Below are 22,899 nucleotides of genomic sequence, written 5' to 3'. Positions count from 1 at the left end.
GTATGTATGACGCTTTTGGATGAAACAACCGTTGAAGAAAAGCCATTTAAAACAAAGCGTTTGTTCAAAAAGCAATCAAAAGTAAAGAGGAATCACTGGATAGAGTGGAAGAAGTCTATCAGAAAAAATTGGGAGCTTTATTTATTATTAGTCCCTGTGATCCTTTATTTTTTGATTTTCCATTATTACCCGTTGTACGGTTTGCAAATTGCCTTTAAGGATTTTATCGCTACAAAGGGGATTATCGGTAGTCCATGGGTTGGTTTTAAGCATTTTGAACGCTTCTTTGACAGTTATTATTTTGGGAGATTAATTAAAAATACAATTGGTATTGGTGTATTTACGCTACTAGTATCTTTCCCTGTACCGATTATTATTGCGTTACTGTTAAATGAAGTGAAAAGTCTTCGCTTTAAAAAGTTTGTACAGACCATTATTTATGCACCGCATTTTTTATCAACAGTAGTCGTTGTCGGTATGTTATTACTTTTCTTAAAGTCAGACGGGATGATTAACCAAGTTATCATGTTGTTTGGTGGTATGCCGATTGATTTCATTTCAGAGCCAGCATGGTTTAAGTCAATCTATGTACTATCAGACGTATGGCAAACAATGGGGTGGAGTTCCATTATTTATATTGCAGCTTTATCGGCGGTAGATCCAGCGCAGCATGAAGCAGCAATGATGGATGGGGCTTCAAAATTCCAGAGAATTATTCATATTAACATCCCAGCGATTATGCCAACAATTGTTATCCTATTTATCTTGAACGTAGGATCAGTTATGGCGATTGGATTTGAGAAAGTATTTTTATTGCAAAATGATTTAAATATGTCGACTTCGGACGTCATTTCAACCTTTGTTTATCGAAGTGGGATTTTAGAAGCGCAGTATAGCTTTTCAGCGGCTGTAGGTTTATTCAACTCTATCATTAACTTTATCCTGCTCATTATGGTAAACCAAATAGCGAAAAAAGTAAGTGATACAAGCCTATGGTAAGGGAGTGGTGAAATTGAAAGAATCGAAAGGCGATCGAGCGTTTACAATCTTTAATTATATTTTTTTAGCAATTGTTGCGATTATCGTTCTTTACCCATTGCTTTTTGTATTAAGTGCTTCATTAAGTAATCCGCAGTATGTTATCTCGGGTGATATGTGGTTATGGCCAAAGGAATTTACTGTTGAAGCATATAAAAAGGTATTTCAAAATCCAGATATAATTAATGGATTTATCAATACATTGAAGTACACATTTTTCGGAACGGTATTGAATATTGTGATGACAATTTGTGCTGCCTATCCTCTTTCACGTAGAGATTTGAAAGGTAAAGGTTTCATTATGGCATTTATGGTATTCACGATGTTTTTCAGCGGAGGGTTAATACCAACATACTTATTAATTCGTGACTTAGGCATGATTAATACATTTTGGGTCATGATTATTCCGAATGCTGTTGCTGTATGGAACATTATTATTATGCGAACATTCTTCCAATCGATTCCTCATGAATTAGAGGAATCCGCTACGATTGATGGAGCGGGAAACTTTCGAATTTTATGGAGTATTGTCCTACCGCTATCATTCCCTGTTATGGCCGTAATGGTTTTATTCTATGCAGTAGGACATTGGAACTCGTATTTTCAAGCTTTAATTTATTTACAAGACCAAAGCAAGTTTCCACTCCAACTTATACTTAGACAAATCTTAATTCAAGGACAAGCCGATGATATGATTCAAGCAACTTCAGAAAGCTTTCTAGCTCAAAAACTTAGCGTTGAAGGGTTGAAATATGCTGTTTTAATCATTGCCAACCTACCAATGCTAATGCTTTATCCGTTCTTACAAAGATATTTTGTAAAAGGTGTCATGATTGGTTCATTAAAAGGTTAAAGAAAAGGAGCGATTTAAATGGCGATGAAAAAGAAACGTGTATATAGTTTGATGGCAACTATGATGTTAGCAGCTAGTATTTTAGGAGCTTGTTCAGATAATAAAGAAAATAAAGCAAGTACAAGCGGCAACCCTGATAATGTGAATGCTACGGGGATGCCTATTGCTAAAGATAAAATTGAAGTAGATGGTTTTGCAGCTAAGTTTTTTGCCTCACAAGATTGGAATAGCTTAATGCTATGGAAAGAATACGAAAAAATGTCTAATATCCATATTAATTGGACAACCGTTCAAACCGAAGTATTAGCAGATAAAAAGAACTTACTTTTAGCAGCAGGGAACTATCCAGAAATCTTCTTTGCATCGGCTTTCTCAAGAACTGATTTACTGAAGTATGGTCAGCAAGGCGTATTCATACCATTAAATGATTATATTGATAAATATGCGCCGAATTTCAAAAAGCTTTTAGAAGAATACCCGACTGTAAAGCAAGGGATTACGATGGCAGATGGAAATATCTATGGTTTCCCAACAATCTATGATCCAAAGTTTGAGTCACTTCGTGTAGGAGCACCATGGATCAACCAGCAATGGCTAGATAAACTAGGCTTAAAATCACCTGAAACGACAGAAGATTTATATAAAGTGCTTAAAGCATTTAAAGAAAACGATCCAAACGGTAACGGTCAACAGGACGAGCAAGGCTGGGGATCTGGTTATGGAATTAAGCAATTTATTGATTATTTAAGGGGTTCATTCGGCTTGAACAAACAAGGAACGATGAATCCGAATTTAGACTTTAAAGAAGGAACTGAAGAATTCCGCTTCGTTCCAACAACAGAAGAATACAAACAATTGCTTGAATTTTTAAATAAATTGTATAGTGAAGATTTAATCAATAAAGATGTATTTACAACGGAGCCCCAAAAATTCGCTGCTGAAGCGGGTAAAGGAACTTTCGGTATGCTAAGTGAAGTAGATCCGAAAGAACTGTTCAAATTAGATGGTTATGTAGGTGCGCATGTATTAGAAGGCCCTAATGGAGATCGTCAATATACGGCTATGTCTAACGGTCTTGGTAATTTAGGAATGTTTGTTGTAACCGATAAAGCAAAAAATCCTGAAGCAATGGTACGATGGATTGACCATTTATATGGTGATGAGGGAGCAAAAATGTTCTTCATGGGCTTTAAAGGTGTAACTTACGAGGAAGATGCGGCTGGTAATGTAAAGTATGTAGATAACATTACCAATAACCCTGATGGTAAAAACTTAGACCAAGCAATAAGCGACTACTTAACATGGCCAGGCGGTTACTACCCTGGAATCGTTACACAAAAGTATTTCCAAGGGGCAGAAGCGAAAGAAAATTCAATTAACAATGCTCAGCAAGTAATGCCATATGCATTGAAAGATGAAGACATTATTCCAGGCTTAAACTTCACATTAGAGGAAAATGAACAAGTGTCAGCTATTTTAACAGACATTCAAACATATGTGGATGAGGTGACAGCAAGCTTTATTACAGGTAAGGCAAGCTTCGACAAATGGGATGACTATAAGAAAACAATTGAGAAGATGGGCTTAGAGAAATATATGAAAGTCGCCCAAGCAGCATATGACCGTACAAAAAAATAAAGTGTACCAAAGAACACGGGCTAAAACGCTACTTCCTATGACAACGCTTGTGTGACCAACAACCTATTGTCTCGAACTAATCGAACATTTACTGGCAGTTGTGCTTCAACGTACTCATTCTTTTTTATGCGGATGCCTTACTGCCAGTTAATATGAGATAAGAATGAGACATAGCGGCGACTTTAGTCGTGCATGGATTTCTAGTGTAGGGAGGCAAAGTAAATGAAATTTGAAGGATGGAAAGGGAAATTATACTGGACAGTTGAATTAATAACATTGTTGGCAGTGTTACAGTTAATGTGGATTGGCTTAACCTTACTTGGACTTGTTTTATTCGGGATTACTCCCGCAACTGTTGCTATGTTTACAACATTACGTAAAAGATTGCAAGGGGAGGACGATTTAAAACTACTTGTCAAAACATATTGGAAGACATATAAAATAGAGTTTATTTCATCGAATAAAATAGGCATTATCATTTTAAGTATCGGTTACTTTTTAACAATTAATTTCCAAATAATTTCATCGTTTCATGGGGTGACAGGTTTACTATTGCTTACCTTATTTGTGACGATTAGTAGTCTATTTTGCATTATGGTATTGAATATTTTCCAAATATACGCTCATTATGAGCTACCACCTATCCGTTACTTTGCTGTTTCGATATTATTTAGCGTAGCATATCCACTTCAAATGATTGGCTCTATTGTAGGGATGGCCATATTATATCGCATTTTTAGTTGGATTCCAGGATTATTGCCGTTTTTCGGCGTTAGTTTAACAGCTTTATTTTTATCTTGGATGTCATCGCATATTTTCAAAAAGAAAACGGAAGCTGAAGCACAAATAAAAGCAGAACATTATCCCAATGAAGGGGTGACTTCATGAACAAAACATGGATCATTCATGCCAATATTGTGATGGAAGAAGGCATTTTAACGAATGGTTTTTTACAAATGGTTGATGGGAAAATTGCAGCAATTGATGAAATGAACAATTGCCCTCCGTTGACTTCTGCCGACAATATTATTGATTGTCAGCAACAAGGCTATATTATCCCTGGGATGATTGATATACATGTACATGGTGCTTTAGGGCATGACTTTATGGATGGCGTCCCTGCTCATTATGCACAAATCGCAAAATATTTAGCAAGCGAAGGTGTAACCGCTTTTTTAGCAACAACGACGACAAGTCCTATGTCAGAAATTGAAGCTGCTATCGAAGCACTTGCATTTTATAACAAAGAACAGCCTACTGCGGTAGCTGAAATGCTAGGAATTCACCTGGAAGGTCCATTTATTAATCGCTTAAAAAAGGGAGCGCAGCCAGAGGAATCAATCTTAAAACCAAATGCTAGGCAATTTAATGATTTATATGACAAGTCAAATCAATTAATTCGCTTGGTCACATTTGCACCAGAGGAAGATGTGAATTTTGAATTACTTCGGGCATTGAAAAGTAAAGATGTGATTGCATCTATTGGTCACTCCGATGCTACTTATGATATGACTATCGGTGCCATAAGAGCTGGTATTACACATGCAACCCATCTATTTAATGGAATGAGAGGCATTCATCATCGCGATCCAGGTGTTGTAGGGGCAGTGCTATTAGAAGATGATGTCTATGTTGAACTGATTCCAGACAATATACATTTTCATAAAGATTTGCTGTTGATGGTTCGTAAAATGAAAGGTTTGAATCGCATGCTTGTCATTACTGATGGTATGCGTGCAAAGGGCATGCCAGACGGTATTTATACATTAGGTGGCGAAGAAGTAGAAGTGTTTGATAATCGCTGTATTCAACGTAAAACAGGCTCCTTAGCAGGAAGTGTTTTGACTATGAATACAGCAAGAAAAAACATAGAAGAGTGGCTGACACTTTCACTAATCGAACAAGTTCGTCTTGTTTCTCTAAATCAAGCAATTCATTTAGGAGTTTCCAATCGTAAAGGCTCTCTTGCTGTAGGGAAAGATGCAGATGTTATTTGGCTTAATGCTGAGGGGGAAATAGAGAAAACCTTTTGCTTAGGGAATCTAGCCTTTGAAAAGAATTGATATATCGATAGGCATCCTTTTGATTAGATGATATATTGATAACAAAACCTAGGAGAAGGATGAGTAGAGATGAAACCGTTAGATCAAGCTAGTGTAATCCCGCTATATCATCAATTGAAACAAAGATTATCTGCTAAGATTCAATCGGGAGAGTGGAAGCCGGAGGATAAAATTGATTCTGAAAATCAATTGATGGAGATGTTTCGTGTCAGTCGAAATACTGCAAAGAAAGCAATTGAAGAATTAGTACAAGAAGGAAAACTATACCGTATTCAAGGGAAAGGAACCTTTGTTGCAAAGCCAAGGTTTGAACAATCGCTTGGTGGTTTTTATAGTTTTAGTCGTGTGCTTCAAGAAAAAGGTTTAAATCCAAGAGATGAAGTGCTTGAGATTCAGGAAGTATTCCCTTCAACAAAAGTTAGACACAGTCTTGAATTAGGTGAAGATGAACGAGTCATTGAAATGAAGCGCTTACGTTTTGCAGATAATGAACCGATTGTTTTAGAATCATCATTTTTACCAAAAAGTATCATCAAGGATAGTGAAATATTACATGAGGTTAGTTCCTCTTCCTTGTATAGCTTATTAGCACAACGTTTTGACATTATCGTTGTAAGGGCAAAAGAAGCTTTCGAGCCTGTTCTTATTAGTAAAGATGAGGCACATTTGTTGAAAACGGAGGCAGGAAAACCCGCTTTATTACTAGAACGTACTGCATTCGAAACTTCAGGAAAGCCAGTCGAATTTTGCATTTCAATAGTAAGAGGCGATCGCTGCCGGTTTTATACAGAATTAAACTAAACTCATAGTTACGATCTATGAGTTTCATAATGTTAAAGAATAAAATGGCCAAGGTAAAGTAATCTTTGTACATGTTGGCATTTTAAATGTGTGGGCGATTTCTGCTTCTGGTGACTACTTGCTGAGGGTCGAGTGCTTTTGCTGCTTATGTTGGTTCTGACACTTTGCTTTCGCGCAAGCCGTGAAGAGTTCCGTTTATCGTTAAAAAATGAGTATCATGCTAAGTTTGATTGGTGTGCAAGACTGAACGACTCCTTTGCATTCACAGAGATGATCCTGCAACAAACTTATAAAGGAGCAAAGGCTAAAAAGTATCGTGTCCTGTGATAGCGGCTTCGTAACCAACACCCTTTTGGCCCAAACTGCTAATCGGACACCTCTGGAAAGTGCTCAGTCAGAACGGAAATCCATCCATCCATTTGTTTTGTCGGTGAGTTCCTACTGTATAGACATCTTAAACTCATTGACATAATTGCCTTTTAATAATGTTTCATCAGTTATCAGAATTTTTATACTATAAATTATACCAACAACCCATTGAGGGAGGAACTCGATTATGCCATTAGTGACGACGAATGAAATGTTAGAAGACGCTTATAGAAATAATTATGCAATTGGTGCGTTCGGAGCGCATAATTTGGAAATTATTAAAGCAGTTATTGCAGGAGCAGAGAAGGTAGGTGCACCTGTTATTTTACAAACCACTTCAAGCACTTATAAATATGTAGAAATGCATTATATGATGGCGCTTGCTAAAACAGCTGCTGAGCAAGCAAAAGTACCAGTAGCCCTACATTTGGATCACGGTGAGTCCTATAAAGTTGTAATGGAATGTTTACGAGCGGGCTATACGTCGGTGATGATTGATGGTTCTACGTTACCCTTTGAGGAAAATATTAATCTTGTGAAAAGAGTTGTAGATGCTGCAAGTGCAATTCATGTGCCTGTCGAAGCAGAGCTTGGAACAATTGGTGGTGTAGAAGATGATGTAACAGTTGACGAGAAAATGGCCTTTTTCACTGATCCTAAACTAGCTGAACGCTTTGTGAAAGAAACAGGTATCCAATCGTTCGCGCCAGCTTTTGGCACAGCACACGGTAAGTATAAACAAGAACCACAGCTACAATTCGAACTACTGCAGGAAATTCATCGTGCTACAAATGTGCCATTAGTTATGCACGGTGCATCAGGTGTACCAGAAGAAAGCGTACGTAAATCTTTAAAATACGGTATTGCGAAAGTGAATTTTTCAACAGAGCTAAAAGATTTATTTGCCGAGCAATTAAGAGCCTTCTTTATAGAAAATCCGACAGAAAATGATCCAAGAAAGTATTTTCTTCCTGCACGAGAGGCATTAATTGAGTTAGTAGAGCAAAAGATTGTGATGCTACAAAAATGATTACGACGATAACTTTAAATGCAGCCATTGATCAAGTATATGAAATGAATGCTTTAATGCTTGGTAAGACAAATCGAGTATTGCAGAAGCTGCAGCAAGGTGGAGGAAAAGGCATTAATGTCGCCCGTGTCATTCAAACGCTCGGTGGTGAAGTGGTCATTGGTGGTTTCGTTGGCGGACTAAATGGGGAAAAAATAAAGGCACTATTAAAGGAAGAAAACATGCAAACAGGGTTTATTCAAATAGAGGGCGAAAGTCGAATTTGTCTAACCGTTTCAAATAAGCAAACGAAGGAAATGACCGAGCTTTTAGAAGACGGACCAATGATTTACGAGCATGAATGGCAAGAAATGCTGAAATGGATTAAAGCTCAAGCGGAGTGTTCTGAATATTTCGTGCTTTCAGGAAGTCTACCTAAAGGTATACCAATGGCTGCTTATGGAATGATTATTCGATTATTAAAACAAAAAGGTGTTCGGGTTGCTCTCGATACGAGCGGAGAAGCTTTGAAGCAAGGCGTTGAAGCAATACCTTTTATCATTAAACCTAATGAGGATGAAATTATTCAATTAATCGGGAAACAGGTTAAAGCGCAAGACGACTTCATTCAAGCTGGTGAAAAAATACAGGATTTAGGAATTGAGCATGTATGTTTTTCGTTGGGCGAAAAAGGGGCTTTATTTGTTAATCGTTTAGGGGTTTACCAAGTAAATGCACCGAAAATTAATGTTATAAATACAGTTGGTAGCGGTGATGCGTTTTTAGGAGGCCTTGTCTATAAGCTTTCAGAAGGTGTGGACTGTACGGAGGCATATAAATGGGCCGTTGCATGTGGCTCTGCAAATGCAGGTGAAAAAGAAATTGCGAAAGTACAAAAGGAGACTGTTCAAAGTCTCATAAAAGAGCTACAAATAACTAAAATTAAAGAGAGATAGGGGTTTTATTTATGCACACGTATAATGAGATTATGAAACAAGCTCAACAATTAGGTAAAACAAAAGAGATTGTTCAGTCGCTTACGTTCAATGAAGAGGCTGTAGACATAGCTCTTTTCACAGGATGTGGGACATCATATTATTTAGCAATCGCAGCTGCACGTTATTACCAATCGGCAACAGGAGAAGTAGCAGTAGCAGTCCCAGCATCTGAGCTATTTTTACACACGGATACTCACATTCTATCAAATAAAAAGTATAATATTATCGGTATTTCACGCTCAGGAACAACTTCTGAAATTATTATGGCATTGGAGCATTTGAACGGAGCAGAGAATATACGTACAATGGCAGTTACGTGTAATGGTGATACACCAATGGCTGAAGTAGCAGATGAAGTGATTGCCTTAAACGATATTTCAGAGAAAAGTGTTGTCATGACGCAATCATTTTCTAATATGTTATATGCTCTTCAACTATATGCGGCAAAAATTAGTCAACGTGTTGAATGGATGAACCAATTAGAAAAAATTCCTGCACTTGTTAAAATAGCATTAGGCAATGGCGAGCAGTTAAAGCAAGTGACAGAGGATTTAACGAAAAAACGTTTTATCTTTTTAGGGTCAGGTGCTTATAACGGATTAGCTAAAGAAGCGACATTAAAGCTAAAGGAAATGACACAAACAGAATGTGAAAGCTATTCGAATTTAGAATTCCGCCACGGTCCAATTTCTATTGTAGATAAAGAGACTGTCATTATTTTATTTACACAAAAAGAAACGAAGGACTTCGATCAAGCATTAATAAAGGATATTCAAAAGCTTGGTGGTTTTGTTGGTGTAATTGGTATAGCTTTAGCAGACTTGGAAGCAGATTTAATCATTAGACTTTCAGAAGAAATAGATGACTTGAATCGCCTTGTTGAAGTAGTTCCATATTTCCAATTGTTAGCATATCAACGTGCAATATACAAAGGCTATGATCCAGATAAACCACGTAATTTGACGCAAGTCGTAAGCCTTTAAAAAATGAATCACTTCACTCAGTGAATAATAAAGAGGTAAACGTTACTGTGAAATGAACATCCTGTTGTCCCGAATCAATAAGGACACTACTGGTAGTTAATGCGGGATAAGAAAATTGGCGGTGAAAAAATGAGTTACATTTTAGCAGCAGACGTAGGTGGAACAAAATTAGCCGCGGCTTTGTTCGATATAAATCAGCAATTATTGAGCACAAAAGAAGTGGCTAGTGATAACACAAATCGAGAAACTTTATTTGCTTGTTTGATTGATAGCTTTGCAAAGCTATGTGCAGAAAAGGAAATTACGTTTAAAGAAATTTCTAAGGTATCTATTGGTGTGCCTGGTATCGTTGATATTGAACAAGGTATCGCGGTGTATCAAAATAATATACCTTGGGAGAACTTTCCGATTTGTATGCGTTTAACTGAAGTGTTTCCACATGCTCATATTAAAATGGACAACGATGTGTATATAGCAACATGGGGAGAATACCGAGCTAGAAAGTTCTCCAAAGAAACAATGGTTTATGTTACATTAAGCACCGGTATTTCTTGCTGTACGGTTGTTAATAGTGAATTTTTAAGGGGAACCGGACTAGCTGGTGAAATTGGCTTTAGTATTGTCGATAATGACGGAACTACACTAGAAGAGAGTGTTGCTGGCCCGGCAATTGAAACATTAGGGAGAAAGCTACTCGGTGATTCTGAGATAGTATTGAAGGATATGATGGAACTTTACTATAATGGGAATTCTATCGTCGATAAGATTTTGGAGCCATTAGTCCAATCGGTAGAGAAACAGTTGCAGCAAATAATATTACTGCTTGATCCACATTGTATCGTTTTAGGAGGAGGCTTTTTTAATCATCATCCTAAAATCATTGATTCTATTAAAGAAGCGATTCAGCAGCGTTTTGTAGGGACACCTTTTGCAGGGAAAGAACAAATCATTGAAAGCAGCATTCATAAAGGTGAAGCGGGTCTTTACGGAGCAGCGATAAAATAACGAAAGGCAGTAAACAAATGAACGTTTGTTTACTGCCTTTTTCTATTTTTAAAGGATAACGTAGGTTTCCCTAGGAAGGGAAGGAGTATACTGTGCTTATGCCTGCAGATGTTTTTTGTGCGAAAGCGCGGTGCTAACGTAGCGACAGCAAGGGTCGACACGAAATCGGTCATTTCGGTACTGCCCTGAACTATTTTTATCGATGCAGGTAAGTTAGCCGTTATCGCAAAGATGCGATGATTTTAGGCTAACATCCCATTTGAACGCCTTTCCGCTCCCGTAATATCTAACCTTAGCGAATGCGTTGCTCTGTTTCTAAGTCAAAGAAATGAATGCGTGACATGTCAAATAGTAGATGCGCGACCTGACCTTGTGTAATTTTTGTATCGGAGTTCACCCGCGCGATATAAGGCTGACCATTTAATTGGGCATGTAACATTAGCTCAGCACCTGTTAATTCGGATACTTCAATATTCGCGTCAACAGCTGTGAAGAACGGTTCAGGATTTACAGAAGATTTTTCATAAATATGCTCTGGTCGAATGCCAAGAAACAGTTCTTTTTGTAAATAACCTCGTTCTTTTAATAATTTACTTTTTTCTGCTGGAATAGCTAGTGTAATATCAGCAATCTGAATCCCGTTTTCTTGGAATACTCCTTTAAAGAAGTTCATGGATGGTGAGCCGATAAAACCACCAACAAATTTGTTCTCTGGTGTTCCATATACTTCTTCAGGTGTCCCAATTTGTTGAACTATACCATCCTTCATTACAACGAGACGAGTGGCCATTGTCATCGCTTCTGTTTGATCGTGTGTTACATAAATAGTAGTCGTTTTTAATCGTTGGTGAAGCTTTGTTATTTCAGCGCGCATTTGAACGCGAAGCTTTGCATCTAAATTGGATAGAGGCTCATCCATTAAGAAAATATTTGCATCGCGGACGATGGCTCGACCGAGTGCCACACGTTGACGCTGGCCACCTGATAGAGCTTTCGGCTTGCGATCTAAATACTTTTCTAAATCGAGAATTGCAGCTGCATTGTGGACACGCTCTTTTATTTCCTGCTTAGAAAACTTGCGAAGCTTTAAGCCAAATGCCATATTATCGTATACAGTCATATGTGGATATAGTGCGTAGTTTTGGAAAACCATCGCAATATCTCGATCCTTAGAAGGCACATTGTTCATTTTCTTGCCATCTATTAAAAATTCCCCAGACGAAATTTCCTCTAAGCCGGCAATCATTCGTAATGTTGTCGATTTCCCACAACCTGAAGGCCCGACAAGTGCAATAAACTCTCGATCTTGAATTGTTAAATTAAAGTCAGATACAGCTGTTACACCGCCATCATATGTTTTAATAATATTTTTAAGTATGATTTTTTCCATGTTTATAAGCCCCTTTGTTTGTTTTTTTTAGTGTATAAAAAGTGTAGGGGAAAACTAAATATTTAAAATGCATAATTTTCAGTTATTATTTTTGTGCATTTTGTAATTTTGATCGAAGAAAGCTAGCAATATAGACGAGTATAGCACCGTCTAGATTTTTTGTAGAAATATTTGTTGTTTCTTGAAATTTTGCTAAACGGTAATTAAGCGTATTACGATGAATATGTAGTTTCTTTGATGTCAAAGAAATATTTAACCCACATTCGTAAAATGTCCTGACTGTATCAAGTAACTCCATATCAGACTGCAAAGGTATTAAAATTTGTTCTTCTATAAATTGCCATATGGAAGCAGGCATTTGTTGCGTTAATAAAATAGGAAAAATCGTTTCAAATGAATAAAACTGTTCAGCATTTTTATAATGTAAGCATTCCTCAAACCATTGAGCTTCCCGTTGGAACTTACTTGGGAATTGCTTATTTATTTCATAAGTTTCGCCTTGATACAAATGAATTTGAACGAAAAAATCTGTTTCAATTGTACGAATAAGTGCGATGAAATCTTCCTTTTTATTAATCGAATGATCCATCGCCTCAATTAATAGAAAGCGATTTGTGGCAACCTGAAGTACTACCGTATCTTGCTGGAAAAAGTTTAAAGTAGCTTCTTTTAACTCTTCAGCAGGAGGATTATCATTTAAAAAAATGAGCTGAATAACGCGAGCTTTGCTAAATGATAATTTAGATGGTATGTCACCGTTCAAATATAAAAATTCATACCAGATTTCTGATGGTTGAGATATTGTAGAAGTGATCTCCGTATAAAAAACAGTGAGCCATTGGTAGTCACGCTGTGAAATCTCTTGCTTTGAAACAGAAAACCATGCATTTGCTTGTCGATGGTAGAAATAAAAAAAGTCATACATTAACTCCGTTGGCTTTGTTCGATAATGACGGTAAGTAGAAAACAATGCTTTGAGATTTAAGTTCATTAGATAACTCCTTCCTTTGCTATTCAGGAACCAAATATGAATTGCTCCCTTACAAGCAGACAGTGGAAATAATTATGGGCTTAAGCCGTTTAGTCCTTTGTTTTTGTTGACGCACGGTGAGCCATTTACGATAAGTAGCGTGAAAAATACTAGCCATTTCAAGTGTAACATTTTGTATTTCAATGAACATTAGGAAGTGTCAAAACTAATAGAAGGAGAGATAGTTATCTATATTCGGAAGAAAGATGGCTAACATCCTTGGAGGGTTATCCCATATAATGAAAATATAGAATATTTAGTTTTTGGATAAATGCAAAATGGAGGCGTAAAATGCAAATCAAATCAACAATTGCTAGGAGTATTAGATAATTTATTACGTGAACCGCAAGGATTTTGGGATGGATTTTATGATCAAACATTTAAAAAGGTACCTTTTTTTGTTAATAAACCTGATGAAAATCTAGTAAGCTATTTTGAAAAAAAGATGATTCGACCAAATAGTGTTTTAGAGTTAGGTTGTGGTGCAGGACGAAATGCTATTTACTTAGCAAAACAAGGCTGTTCAGTTGTTGGAGTCGACTTATCGGATCATGCATTGCAGTGGGCACAAAAAAGGGTTGATGAAGCAGACGTCAATGTAGATTTCATTTGCGCTAATATTTTTGAACTGAATCTACAAGAAGAGAGCTTTGATTTTATTTATGATTCAGGTTGTTTTCATCATATAGCACCTCATCGTCGTGTGACGTATATTGAATTGATTCATACACTATTAAAGCCCAATGGTTATTTTGCTTTATGCTCATTTGAGGAACATGGTACATATGGTGGCTCAGCCATCTCGGATGAAGAAGTATATATAAAACGTAGCTTAGAAGGCGGATTAGGATATACCGAACATCAACTGAAAGAAATATTTCAATCATTAGAAGATATAGAAATACGGAAAATGAAAGCCCTATCTGATGAACACCAATATTTTGGTCTAGAAGGGTTTTTAGTAGGTTTATTTAAAAAGGAATAGGAGGAGGTAAGAGAGGCTAGCCCTTTCAATTATTCCTAGAAATAAATACGATAGTTCTTAAAGAACGAGCTGATAGAAAGGACTTCAAAATGTATTTTTATTAGCCTTTTATAGGTGCAATTCTTCGTTTTGAAGGGTTGCATTTTTTGAATCAGACCATACCACAAGGAAGGGAAAATCCCTATACTGTGGACCTTTTGAGTTAGAAACAGTTATGTAAAAATAAAGCAAGGGGGTCAAGGAAGTGTTTAATGATTTTAAGCTTATAGGTAATCGTCCAGTTTATAGCCAATTAAAAGACTATTTAAAAGAAATGATTATGAAGGGACACTTGCTGGAGCATCAAAAGCTTCCATCTACCCGTGAACTTAGTAAATTATTATCGATTAGTAGAAATACGGTACTAAATGCATATGCAGATTTAGAGCAAGAGGGCATGATCTATGCAGTGAAAGGAAGAGGTAATTTTGTAGGGAAAGTCGAAACGTTGAAAGCTGCATCTGTCGAATTTAATTGGAAGGAGAGACTGAATAACGTTACCTTGTTAGCTGATGAGCTAGATTTAATGAAGCAAGATATTCATTGGGAAAAAGGAATGATTTCCTTCAATAGTGTTTCTCCCGATGAGAAGCTTTTTGATGTTGAAAATTTTAAAAGAGCTTTTCTGACTCGGATGTCCCTTGAAGGAGATATCGTTTTGAATTACGGGTATGCAAAGGGCTATAAACCTTTAATTGAGTACCTTCTTCACTATATGGAAATGAAGGGTGTAGATATTTCCAATAAGGATATTTTGATTACGAATGGTTTTACCGAGGGCTTAGATATTTTATTATCTTCCTTAGCGAAAAAATCTGGACGTGTTATTTGTGAAAACCCTACTCACCATGCGGCATTAAAGCTTTTTCGTCTACACGGATTTGACATACACGGAATCGACATGAAGGATGACGGTATCGATATTGAACAAGTTAAGAAAAGCTTATCGGAAAAGGAATTTGATTTTGCTTACTTAATCCCGTCCTATCATAATCCGACAGGTATTGTGACATCCTCTGAAAAAAGAGCTGAAATTATTAGGCTTTTTTCACAATATCAAATTCCAATTGTGGAGGATGGTTTTAATGAGGAATTACGTTATTCAGGCTCGCATTTAGCACCGCTAATGACTTTTATCGGTGAGGGCAACAATGTTATTTATATTAGTAGCTTTTCTAAAATTCTTTTTCCAGGCTTACGTGTCGGGTGGATATTAGCTGATAAGGAACTCATCCACTGTTTAGAAAGTATGAAAAGAGCACGTACTATTCATACTTCGACACTAGATCAGGCTGTGCTTTATCAATATTTACAGGATGGTTATTTTGAAAAATATTTAAAAAAGGCTAAGTTTGTATATAAGAAAAAGTATGAAATAGCCCGTCAAGCTTGCCATCAATACATTCCTTTTAAAAGAATGACAGGAGATGGTGGACTGCATCTCTTTATTGAGTTAGAAGAAGGAATGGATGCTCGTACACTATTGAAGAAGTGCTATCAAAGGGGAGTTGTTTTTTATCCTGGTGACGTTTTTTACAGCAATGGTGAGGGCAGTAACACATTTCGATTAGGGTTTTCTCGGCTAAGAGAAGAGGATATTGTGCGTGGTATTAAGATTATTGGTGATACCTTAAAAAATGAAATAGGGAGTTGAACATATGAAAATTGGCGTTATTATGGGGGGCGTTTCCTCGGAGAAGCAGGTCTCTATTATGACAGGGAAAGAAATGATCGCTCATATAGATACGAGTAAATACGAAGTGGTTGCTATTAAACTAAATGAACATAACACGTCGGAGCTTATTGAAAAGGTGAGAGATATTGATATTGCTTTATTAGCACTACATGGCAAATTTGGAGAGGATGGTACGATTCAAGGTGTACTAGAGGCTATGGGCGTTAAGTATACGGGGAGTGGAATACTTTCAAGCAGTATGTGTATGGATAAAAACATTTCGAAAAAAATTCTACGTCATGAAGGCATTGAAACACCGGATTGGCTCCATCTTTCGAATATCGAGGAGCTTCAGTTTGATGAATTAGATAAGATGGGCTATCCGTTCGTCGTTAAACCTAATTCGGGTGGCTCCAGTGTAGGGGTGAAAATAGTTTATGATAAAAATTCTTTACTCACTTCCATTGAGGAAGTATTCAAATGGGATGCTGAAATCATTATTGAAAAATATATAGAAGGTGAAGAAATAACATGCTCCATTTTGGACGGGGAGCTATTACCGATTATTTCGATTCAACATACAGCGCAGTTCTTTGACTATAAGGCGAAATATGAGGATGCTGCTACGATAGAGGAAATTGTAGAGCTTCCACCTGCCGTACATGAACGAGTTACCGAGGCAGCAAAAGCTTGCTATAGAGCATTAAAGTGTGATGTTTACGCCAGAATCGATATGATGATCAAGGATGGAATCCCATATGTCATGGAGGTTAACACCTTGCCAGGGATGACAAAGAACAGCTTACTCCCAAAAAGCGCATCGTCGGCAGGAATTACCTATACAAAACTTTTAGATAGGATTATTGAAATTTCCTTACAGGTTAGGGGATAAAGGGTTCATCAGGGGTAGAGGCTGGGCGACTCCGTGGGGATTAGTATAAATAGTCAATAGAAAAACACCTCTATGTTGATTTTTAAAGGGATAATCCTCATTTTCAACAAAAGGTGTTTTCTCAGTTTCTTAATTACGCCTTAGATAATTCAATAAATCCATGTCCAAAAACATCTCGTACATCATGAATAGCAATAAAAGCATCCGTGTCTATTTCTTTGACGATTTTCTTTAGCTTTACAACTTCCTGTTTACTAATAACAATATACAGAATCTCTTTTTGTTCCTTCGTGTAATAGCCATGGCCTGATAGAACTGTCACGCCTCGGTTCATAAAGCCATTCACATGACTGGCAATCTCCTCTGGCTTTTTCGAAATAATCGTAACTGCCTTTTTCGGATTTACACCTTCAATAACAAACTCCATTACCTTTGTTCCGACATAAAGCATAATGACAGTAAGCATTAATGCTTCTGCTCCGATAATAAAGTAAGATGAAAAAGCAACTATTAAATCAAAAAACAATAAACCGTAACTAATACTCCAGCCTAAATATTTGTTCGTCATTCTAGCTAAGATTGTTGAACCTGCTGTTGTTCCACCAACTCTTATAATTAAGCCTATACCAACTCCAGCAAACACCCCGCCAAAAATAGCGTTCACAATAATTTCATTCGAAGAAATCGACCACGATTCTGTTAAATGTAAAAACAGTGAATGGAGGGATACTGCAATAATCGTATAAATAGTCGTTTGCCTACTTAAAAATTTATAGCCAACTACTAATAAAGCTGCGTTAAGCAAAAAGCTCACAATACTTGGCGACCATCCAAACAAATAATAGGCAATGATTGTTAAACCTGTTACGCCACCTTCACCTAAATCATTAGGTATAACAAATAAGTTTACAGCCAGTGCAAAAAGCAACGCCCCGATCGTAATCATTAAAAAATCCATCATGAACTTCTTCATATATACACCACCAAAACAAATTGATTTTTTCCTAAATACATACTATATCAAGCTCTAGACATTTTATATACTTTTTGGAATGTTCGTTTATGATAAATCTATACTTGTTAGTATGTCCTTTATTAGAGAAAAAGTCGAATTTAAAAAATAGTTCATGAAGCTGCTAATTAATTATACCTTTAGCATAATTGCCCGCTGAAAGAAGTTAAATAGTTATGTGGAATCATGCTGAAATCAGCTTATAATATATATACTATATCCGAACTTAAAGTTTGAAGTTAGGGCTAGTTAAACGGGGGTGTGAAATAATATATCCTATAATAATTGGGGGAAGGAATAAAAATAAAGAACAAAAATAAGGGGTGTTAGTAGCAGTTATGGATCAATCGTTAGCAATTCGTAATATGAAAATGAGCTTGAGAATATTAAATATATTATTAATAGCTACTTTAGTAATCATAGCATCATGTATCTTATTACTCTTTGGTTTATTAGTTGTAGCTTTAACAGTCTCTGAAGAGAAAGTTAGTAAACTAGTTTTAGATTCTAACATTGACATTTCTTTTAAATTTAATGGAATAACTGTTTTTTTAAATAAAGATATAATGAGAAATTTTGTTTATGATAAAAGTGAAACAATCGTTTTAATTTTACTCTCGATGATCTTTACTTTGATTGTTATGGCAATTTTTATTTCATTATGGAAATTTGTTAGATCAGTCATTGTTGGGGATGTCTTTACTCTTAGAAATAGTAAAGGAATAGAGCTAATAGCATGCAGTTTATTCATTTTAAGTTTTTTAAGTAACACGGTTCAAGCATACTTGGTTTCAACGGTAGTACATATGTTTTTAAACAATAATGAATTAGACAATATTGAATGGATTCAATCCGTTTCTTTTAAATTTTTTGATATGAATTGGCGCATACTACTATGTAGTTTTATAGTTTGGACAATAGGTAGGATATTTAGATATGGCTCTTTTTTACAAGAAGAGTATGATGCAACAGTATAGGAAGTGAAGAAATTGACGATTATCGTAAGATTGGATCGAGTATTAGCTGATAGAAAAATGCAATTAAGTGAGCTTGCAGAAGCAGTAGATATATCGATTGTCAATTTATCGAATTTAAAAACGGGAAAGGTAAAGGCAATACGTTTTTCCACGTTAAATGCAATTTGTAAAGTCTTGCATTGCCAACCAGGAGATATTTTAGAGTATGCTCAAGATGAGGATACCTTTGAGTAAAAAAATTTCTAAGCCGTACTAAAGGATGGGAATACGTTTACGTACATTTCTGGAACAAGTTGCATAGGATAACCTTATAATGTGTGAGGGGATTGAGAAAATGTACTACATTCCTTATTACGGAAACATGCCTATGTATAACTATGGAGATCAGCTAGTTTATTGGACACCTCCTTATCAGACGGGGTACGCGAACAGAGCTGAGCCTTCTCGTTTTTCCAATGGCGAAAGTATTGTATTAAAAGATTATGGGCCCAAGCCACTTGTCATCAATCTTAAAGATGCAGCTAAGCAAAACGATACGTATCGTACTACTCTGTGGACGGGAAAGAATTCACAAATTACTTTAATGAGTATTAATGTTGGTGATAATATCGGTTTGGAAGTACACCCAAATGTGGATCAAATTTTATATATTGAACAGGGTGAGGGTTTTGCTCAAATGGGCCCTAGTCAAAACAATTTAAATTATGAAAGAAAAGTCTATGAAAATTACGCTGTAGTAGTGCCTGCTGGAACATGGCATAACGTCACAAATACAGGGAGTATACCACTAAAGCTTTATTCAATATACGCTCCTCCTAACCATCCATTTGGTACGGTACATGTTACGAAAGCAGACGCTGAGGCCTCGGAAGCAGGCTACGGTCAGGGCAATGAATAATCGAAGCTTTTTCCGTGGTCATACAAGCATACAAAAGACAACTCCTACTTAGAGAAGTTGTCTTTTTTGTCGTCGTTTAAATGAAATATATATATATAATAAGCCATTCAATGTTAAAAGGGTAACTAGTGCTATAACCAAAAATGCAATATCAGGGGCAAAATATCTAATAGTGTGCCAAGGTGTTCCTGTATTATAGCTTAATAATGGAATGGAGATAATGGCCAAAACTAAAAGTATAAGACCGAATATACCCAACACGCCTCTTTTGTTCACATTTTTAGCTTTAACTTTTATTAGAAGATAAATAAACAGCACAAAAAGTAAACATAAAATAGCGATTGTTATGACTTGAGATGTAGGTTTATATTTAGGTGCGTCAACGGGCTCTTTTCCATTTAAAATGTTGATAATCCCTTCTTTCAAGTAAAGAAGTGACTTTTCTTCTAATATATGACTTTTGTTAGTGAGAATTACCCCGCCCCAATCGGTTTCTGGTAGATAAAATACTTCTGAGCGTGCGTCAGGATTTGAACCAGAATGCCATATCATTTCTTCTTTGGATTCTGGATATGAGATTCGTACACCAAGGCCGTAATATCGATATTTACTAGTTTGAACAAACGGTGATATATAAAGATTCATCGCATTTTTACTTAAAAAATTGTTATGCTCATGGCGACTAAGTAGTTTAATGTACTGCACCATATCTGTTGCACTTGCTGTTATATATCCATAGGGTGTCCCTCCATTATCAAATGTGACTGCACTTTTGACAGGATGACCAAGCCATGATTGATAGCCAGATAAGTATCCTTTTTCATAGGCTATGCTACTATTAGCGGCTGCATTTTTCATCCCTAATGGAGAAAAAACTTGTTCCTCCATATATTTAGAAAATGGTTGTTTGGTAACCTCTTCGATGAGAGCTCCAAGAATAGAAAAGTTAGCATTACTATATTGATGTTTTTCCCCAGGAGCAGCAGTCAGCTTCACATTCGATAAACTTTCTACATTGTCCTTTATAGCACTTAAATCTTTAGATTCCTTGTCTGATATAGCTAAGCCAGAATAAGTGCTTATCCCACTTGTTTGCGTAAGTAAATGTTTAATCGTTATTTGAGAAGCGGCTTGTTTGTCTTTTAGGGTAAACCATGGCATATATTTTTGAACTGGATCATCTAATTGAATAATGCCTGCATCAACCAATCTCATGATGGCCAAACCTGTTAGTGATTTACTAATTGAGCCGACAACAAATGGAGTTTCAGCAGTTACCTTTTCTTCGGATTCGCCTGTTACACCCCACGATTTAGAATAAAAGATATCATTTTTATGAACAATAGCAATAGATGCCCCTGGAATTCGCTGCTCTTCTAAAAAGTTTCCAACATACTTATCTATAGTACTCTTAACATCTTGTTCTGCGGCTTCTGTGGAGATTGGTGAGACTAGTTGAAATAGATAAAGTGGAATTACTAATAAACAAACTAATATAGCTTTATATATTGGTTTTCTTTTCATTGTTATTTCACCTATTTCCTCCGAAAATTTTTATTGCAAGTAAAGATATTAAAGAGGAAGTGGAAATACTGATTGAAATTAGCAAGAAGTTCCACCAAGCAACATCAGAAATCTGATAAACAATATTATAATCGAATGTTGCAATAGTCTTTTGAGGATTAAAGGAATCTGTCAAAAACATCGATAGTATTAGCTGACAAGCAAGATAGGTAAAAATAAAAGTACAAAACCCAATAACTAATGATATTCCAGGTCGACTTTTCCGCATTTGTTTTATTTCCGAATGAAGATCTATACCTTTAATTTCTAAAAAATCTTTAATAAATGTCGTAGTATCTCCCAGATCATTTATACTATCAATTCCATTATCACGAGATTCTTGAATATGCTCTAAAAGCTGTTGCTTTATATTCTTTCTTTCTTTTGAGCTGATACGATACTGTTTTAACTCATTTAGAACTTCGGCTAAATATTGTTTTTCTACTAAACTTAATTCCATACTCATTCAATAAGTTCTCCTTCCAGACCGCTTTGAAGTAGGGATTTTATGTCTTGTTGCAACTCCAACCACTCATTGATTTTTTTTTGAAGATATACTTCTCCTTTTTCATTGATTTCATAATAAACTCTGACTTTCCCGTTGTCTGTCATTTCACGGTAAGTATCAACCCATTCTTGATCTTTTAGCTTAGTCAAGATGGGATAAATGCTTCCTACGCCCTTCAATTTCAAATTGTGTTTTTCTAACTCTTTCATAATTTCATAGCCATAACTTTTTTTCTTAGACAATATAGACAATACACACATTTCTAAATGACCTTTTATTAAACTTGTTCTATCCATAGGATAAATTTAACAAAGATATATACTTCTTTCAAGTATATTTTTTTGTTATGAATACTTTCGAGAGGTAATGATGAAATATTCGATCACATATACTGCATGATGACCTACACATTAAATCTTATAGAAGAAATGTAAATTTTATGCCAATACCTTTTGCACATCCTAACAGCACTTGTTAAAGTAGGGTTAGTAGAATCTAGGGTTCAGTAGAGGTATATAATATTGCTTTCTAAGTGAGCATTCCCGGGAAAGCGCCTAGTGGAACGGAATTTCAACTCTACGTATGGTGATGAGCTCATTATTATTCATTGGAGGATAATATAAATGGAATATAAACTATTAGGAAATGAAATTGAAGATTTAGTGGAACTGTTAACTCAAAACAAGTGGATTTATCATACCGATCAACATTTAAAAGAGGAATCCGTTCGAAAAGCATATACAGAAGGATACTATCACAGCGATCGCGAAACGCATTGGATAGTTGATAATGAAAAAAAGGTCGGGATTATTATCATTCATGACATAAGTGATACGATCCCGTTATTCGATATCCGTTTAGATACGCGTTATAGAGGAAAAGGATACGGTGTAAAAACCCTCCTTTGGTTACAAGATTACCTGTTTGGAGAAAAAGATAAGATTCGTATCGAAGGTTATACGAGAGTTGATAATATGGGAATGAGGAAATGTTTTGCGAAAGCTGGTTTTGTAAAAGAGGGCTATTTAAGAAATGCTTGGGAAAATGCAGATGGTACTGTGACAGATAGTATCGTTTATGGTGCAATCAAAGATGATTGGATTTTAGGTAGAACAACGCCTATTAAAATCGATGACATACCATATTAAAACTAAGGTAGAAAAGGACGTTGAG

Annotated in this window: 23 protein-coding genes; 17 read left to right on the top strand and 6 right to left on the bottom strand. The window is 36.1% G+C overall.

Features of this window, described 5'->3' with window-relative positions:
• Positions 1-6: 6 nt before the first annotated feature.
• From C7Y47_RS10265 to C7Y47_RS10220, 10 genes are all read left to right on the top strand, one after another.
• Positions 7-999: an ABC transporter permease gene (locus tag C7Y47_RS10265; RefSeq protein WP_142508695.1), complete on the top strand. Its 993-nt coding sequence runs from the start codon at positions 7-9 to the stop codon at positions 997-999.
• 13 nt (positions 1,000-1,012) lie between these two features.
• Positions 1,013-1,891, top strand: coding sequence for a carbohydrate ABC transporter permease (locus C7Y47_RS10260; RefSeq protein WP_255505119.1), 879 nt, complete (start codon positions 1,013-1,015; stop codon positions 1,889-1,891).
• Positions 1,892-1,915: 24 nt separating this feature from the next.
• A complete protein-coding gene (locus tag C7Y47_RS10255; protein WP_142508733.1) occupies positions 1,916-3,529 on the top strand; it encodes an extracellular solute-binding protein in 1,614 nt (537 codons plus the stop codon).
• Between the two features lie 222 nt (positions 3,530-3,751).
• A complete protein-coding gene (locus C7Y47_RS10250; protein ID WP_142508693.1) occupies positions 3,752-4,417 on the top strand; it encodes a YesL family protein in 666 nt (221 codons plus the stop codon).
• The gene (gene nagA / locus C7Y47_RS10245; protein ID WP_142508692.1) at positions 4,414-5,592 is read left to right on the top strand and encodes an N-acetylglucosamine-6-phosphate deacetylase; all 1,179 of its coding nucleotides are present in this window, start codon (positions 4,414-4,416) and stop codon (positions 5,590-5,592) included. Before C7Y47_RS10250 ends, nagA begins: the two co-directional genes overlap by 4 nt.
• Before the next feature lie 69 nt (positions 5,593-5,661).
• Positions 5,662-6,393 (top strand): GntR family transcriptional regulator, encoded by a 732-nt coding sequence (locus C7Y47_RS10240; RefSeq protein WP_142508691.1) that lies wholly within the window; start codon positions 5,662-5,664, stop codon positions 6,391-6,393.
• 556 nt (positions 6,394-6,949) lie between these two features.
• Positions 6,950-7,792 carry a class II fructose-bisphosphate aldolase gene (locus C7Y47_RS10235; RefSeq protein WP_142508690.1) on the top strand — a complete coding sequence of 281 codons (843 nt, stop codon included), beginning with the start codon at positions 6,950-6,952 and terminating at the stop codon, positions 7,790-7,792.
• The gene (gene pfkB, locus C7Y47_RS10230) at positions 7,789-8,727 is read left to right on the top strand and encodes a 1-phosphofructokinase (RefSeq protein WP_142508689.1); all 939 of its coding nucleotides are present in this window, start codon (positions 7,789-7,791) and stop codon (positions 8,725-8,727) included. Before C7Y47_RS10235 ends, pfkB begins: the two co-directional genes overlap by 4 nt.
• 11 nt (positions 8,728-8,738) lie before the next feature.
• Complete coding sequence (locus C7Y47_RS10225) at positions 8,739-9,752, top strand: SIS domain-containing protein (RefSeq protein WP_255505118.1); 1,014 nt, start codon at positions 8,739-8,741, stop codon at positions 9,750-9,752.
• A 129-nt stretch (positions 9,753-9,881) separates the two neighbouring features.
• Positions 9,882-10,757, top strand: coding sequence for an ROK family protein (locus C7Y47_RS10220; RefSeq protein WP_142508688.1), 876 nt, complete (start codon positions 9,882-9,884; stop codon positions 10,755-10,757).
• Positions 10,758-11,049: 292 nt separating this feature from the next.
• On the opposite strand, the gene C7Y47_RS10215 is transcribed toward C7Y47_RS10220, so the two are convergent.
• Positions 11,050-12,147: an ABC transporter ATP-binding protein gene (locus tag C7Y47_RS10215; protein WP_142508687.1), complete on the bottom strand. Its 1,098-nt coding sequence runs from the start codon at positions 12,145-12,147 to the stop codon at positions 11,050-11,052.
• Positions 12,148-12,232: 85 nt separating this feature from the next.
• Complete coding sequence (locus tag C7Y47_RS10210) at positions 12,233-13,138, bottom strand: PucR family transcriptional regulator (protein ID WP_142508686.1); 906 nt, start codon at positions 13,136-13,138, stop codon at positions 12,233-12,235.
• A 310-nt stretch (positions 13,139-13,448) separates the two neighbouring features.
• Here C7Y47_RS10210 and C7Y47_RS10205 point away from each other — a divergent pair, with 310 nt between their 5' ends.
• From C7Y47_RS10205 to C7Y47_RS10195, 3 genes are all read left to right on the top strand, one after another.
• On the top strand, positions 13,449-14,162 hold the full coding sequence (locus C7Y47_RS10205) for a class I SAM-dependent methyltransferase (protein ID WP_142508685.1): 714 nt from the start codon (positions 13,449-13,451) through the stop codon (positions 14,160-14,162).
• A gap of 244 nt (positions 14,163-14,406) precedes the next feature.
• The gene (locus C7Y47_RS10200; RefSeq protein ID WP_142508684.1) at positions 14,407-15,855 is read left to right on the top strand and encodes a PLP-dependent aminotransferase family protein; all 1,449 of its coding nucleotides are present in this window, start codon (positions 14,407-14,409) and stop codon (positions 15,853-15,855) included.
• A gap of 4 nt (positions 15,856-15,859) precedes the next feature.
• A complete protein-coding gene (locus C7Y47_RS10195) occupies positions 15,860-16,768 on the top strand; it encodes a D-alanine--D-alanine ligase (protein ID WP_142508683.1) in 909 nt (302 codons plus the stop codon).
• A 133-nt stretch (positions 16,769-16,901) separates the two neighbouring features.
• Here the strand turns inward: C7Y47_RS10195 and C7Y47_RS10190 are convergent, their stop codons facing one another.
• The gene (locus C7Y47_RS10190; RefSeq protein ID WP_142508682.1) at positions 16,902-17,741 is read right to left on the bottom strand and encodes a YitT family protein; all 840 of its coding nucleotides are present in this window, start codon (positions 17,739-17,741) and stop codon (positions 16,902-16,904) included.
• A gap of 377 nt (positions 17,742-18,118) precedes the next feature.
• Here C7Y47_RS10190 and C7Y47_RS10185 point away from each other — a divergent pair, with 377 nt between their 5' ends.
• The 3 genes from C7Y47_RS10185 (at position 18,119) to C7Y47_RS10175 (ending at position 19,655) form a co-directional block, all read left to right on the top strand.
• Entirely contained in the window at positions 18,119-18,757 is a 639-nt protein-coding gene (locus tag C7Y47_RS10185) for a DUF2975 domain-containing protein (RefSeq protein WP_142508681.1), read from the top strand.
• Positions 18,758-18,769: 12 nt separating this feature from the next.
• Positions 18,770-18,991 carry a helix-turn-helix domain-containing protein gene (locus tag C7Y47_RS10180; RefSeq protein ID WP_142508680.1) on the top strand — a complete coding sequence of 74 codons (222 nt, stop codon included), beginning with the start codon at positions 18,770-18,772 and terminating at the stop codon, positions 18,989-18,991.
• A 100-nt stretch (positions 18,992-19,091) separates the two neighbouring features.
• Positions 19,092-19,655 carry a cupin domain-containing protein gene (locus C7Y47_RS10175; protein WP_142508679.1) on the top strand — a complete coding sequence of 188 codons (564 nt, stop codon included), beginning with the start codon at positions 19,092-19,094 and terminating at the stop codon, positions 19,653-19,655.
• 48 nt (positions 19,656-19,703) lie between these two features.
• Here C7Y47_RS10175 and C7Y47_RS10170 read toward each other — a convergent pair whose 3' ends face one another.
• From C7Y47_RS10170 to C7Y47_RS10160, 3 genes are read right to left on the bottom strand one after another with little or no spacing between them, the layout of a single operon-like run.
• Positions 19,704-21,179, bottom strand: coding sequence for a serine hydrolase domain-containing protein (locus C7Y47_RS10170; RefSeq protein ID WP_142508678.1), 1,476 nt, complete (start codon positions 21,177-21,179; stop codon positions 19,704-19,706).
• Between the two features lie 7 nt (positions 21,180-21,186).
• The gene (locus C7Y47_RS10165; RefSeq protein ID WP_142508677.1) at positions 21,187-21,684 is read right to left on the bottom strand and encodes a hypothetical protein; all 498 of its coding nucleotides are present in this window, start codon (positions 21,682-21,684) and stop codon (positions 21,187-21,189) included.
• Positions 21,681-22,022: a PadR family transcriptional regulator gene (locus C7Y47_RS10160; protein ID WP_142508676.1), complete on the bottom strand. Its 342-nt coding sequence runs from the start codon at positions 22,020-22,022 to the stop codon at positions 21,681-21,683. Before C7Y47_RS10160 ends, C7Y47_RS10165 begins: the two co-directional genes overlap by 4 nt.
• A gap of 327 nt (positions 22,023-22,349) precedes the next feature.
• On the opposite strand from C7Y47_RS10160, the gene C7Y47_RS10155 reads away from it, so the two are divergent.
• Complete coding sequence (locus C7Y47_RS10155; protein ID WP_142508675.1) at positions 22,350-22,874, top strand: GNAT family N-acetyltransferase; 525 nt, start codon at positions 22,350-22,352, stop codon at positions 22,872-22,874.
• The last annotated feature ends 25 nt before the right edge of the window (positions 22,875-22,899 follow it).

This window comes from Lysinibacillus sphaericus (assembly GCF_006864135.1).
Taxonomy (GTDB): Bacteria; Bacillota; Bacilli; order Bacillales_A; family Planococcaceae; genus Lysinibacillus.
This window is presented reverse-complemented; position numbering and strand designations above follow the sequence as displayed.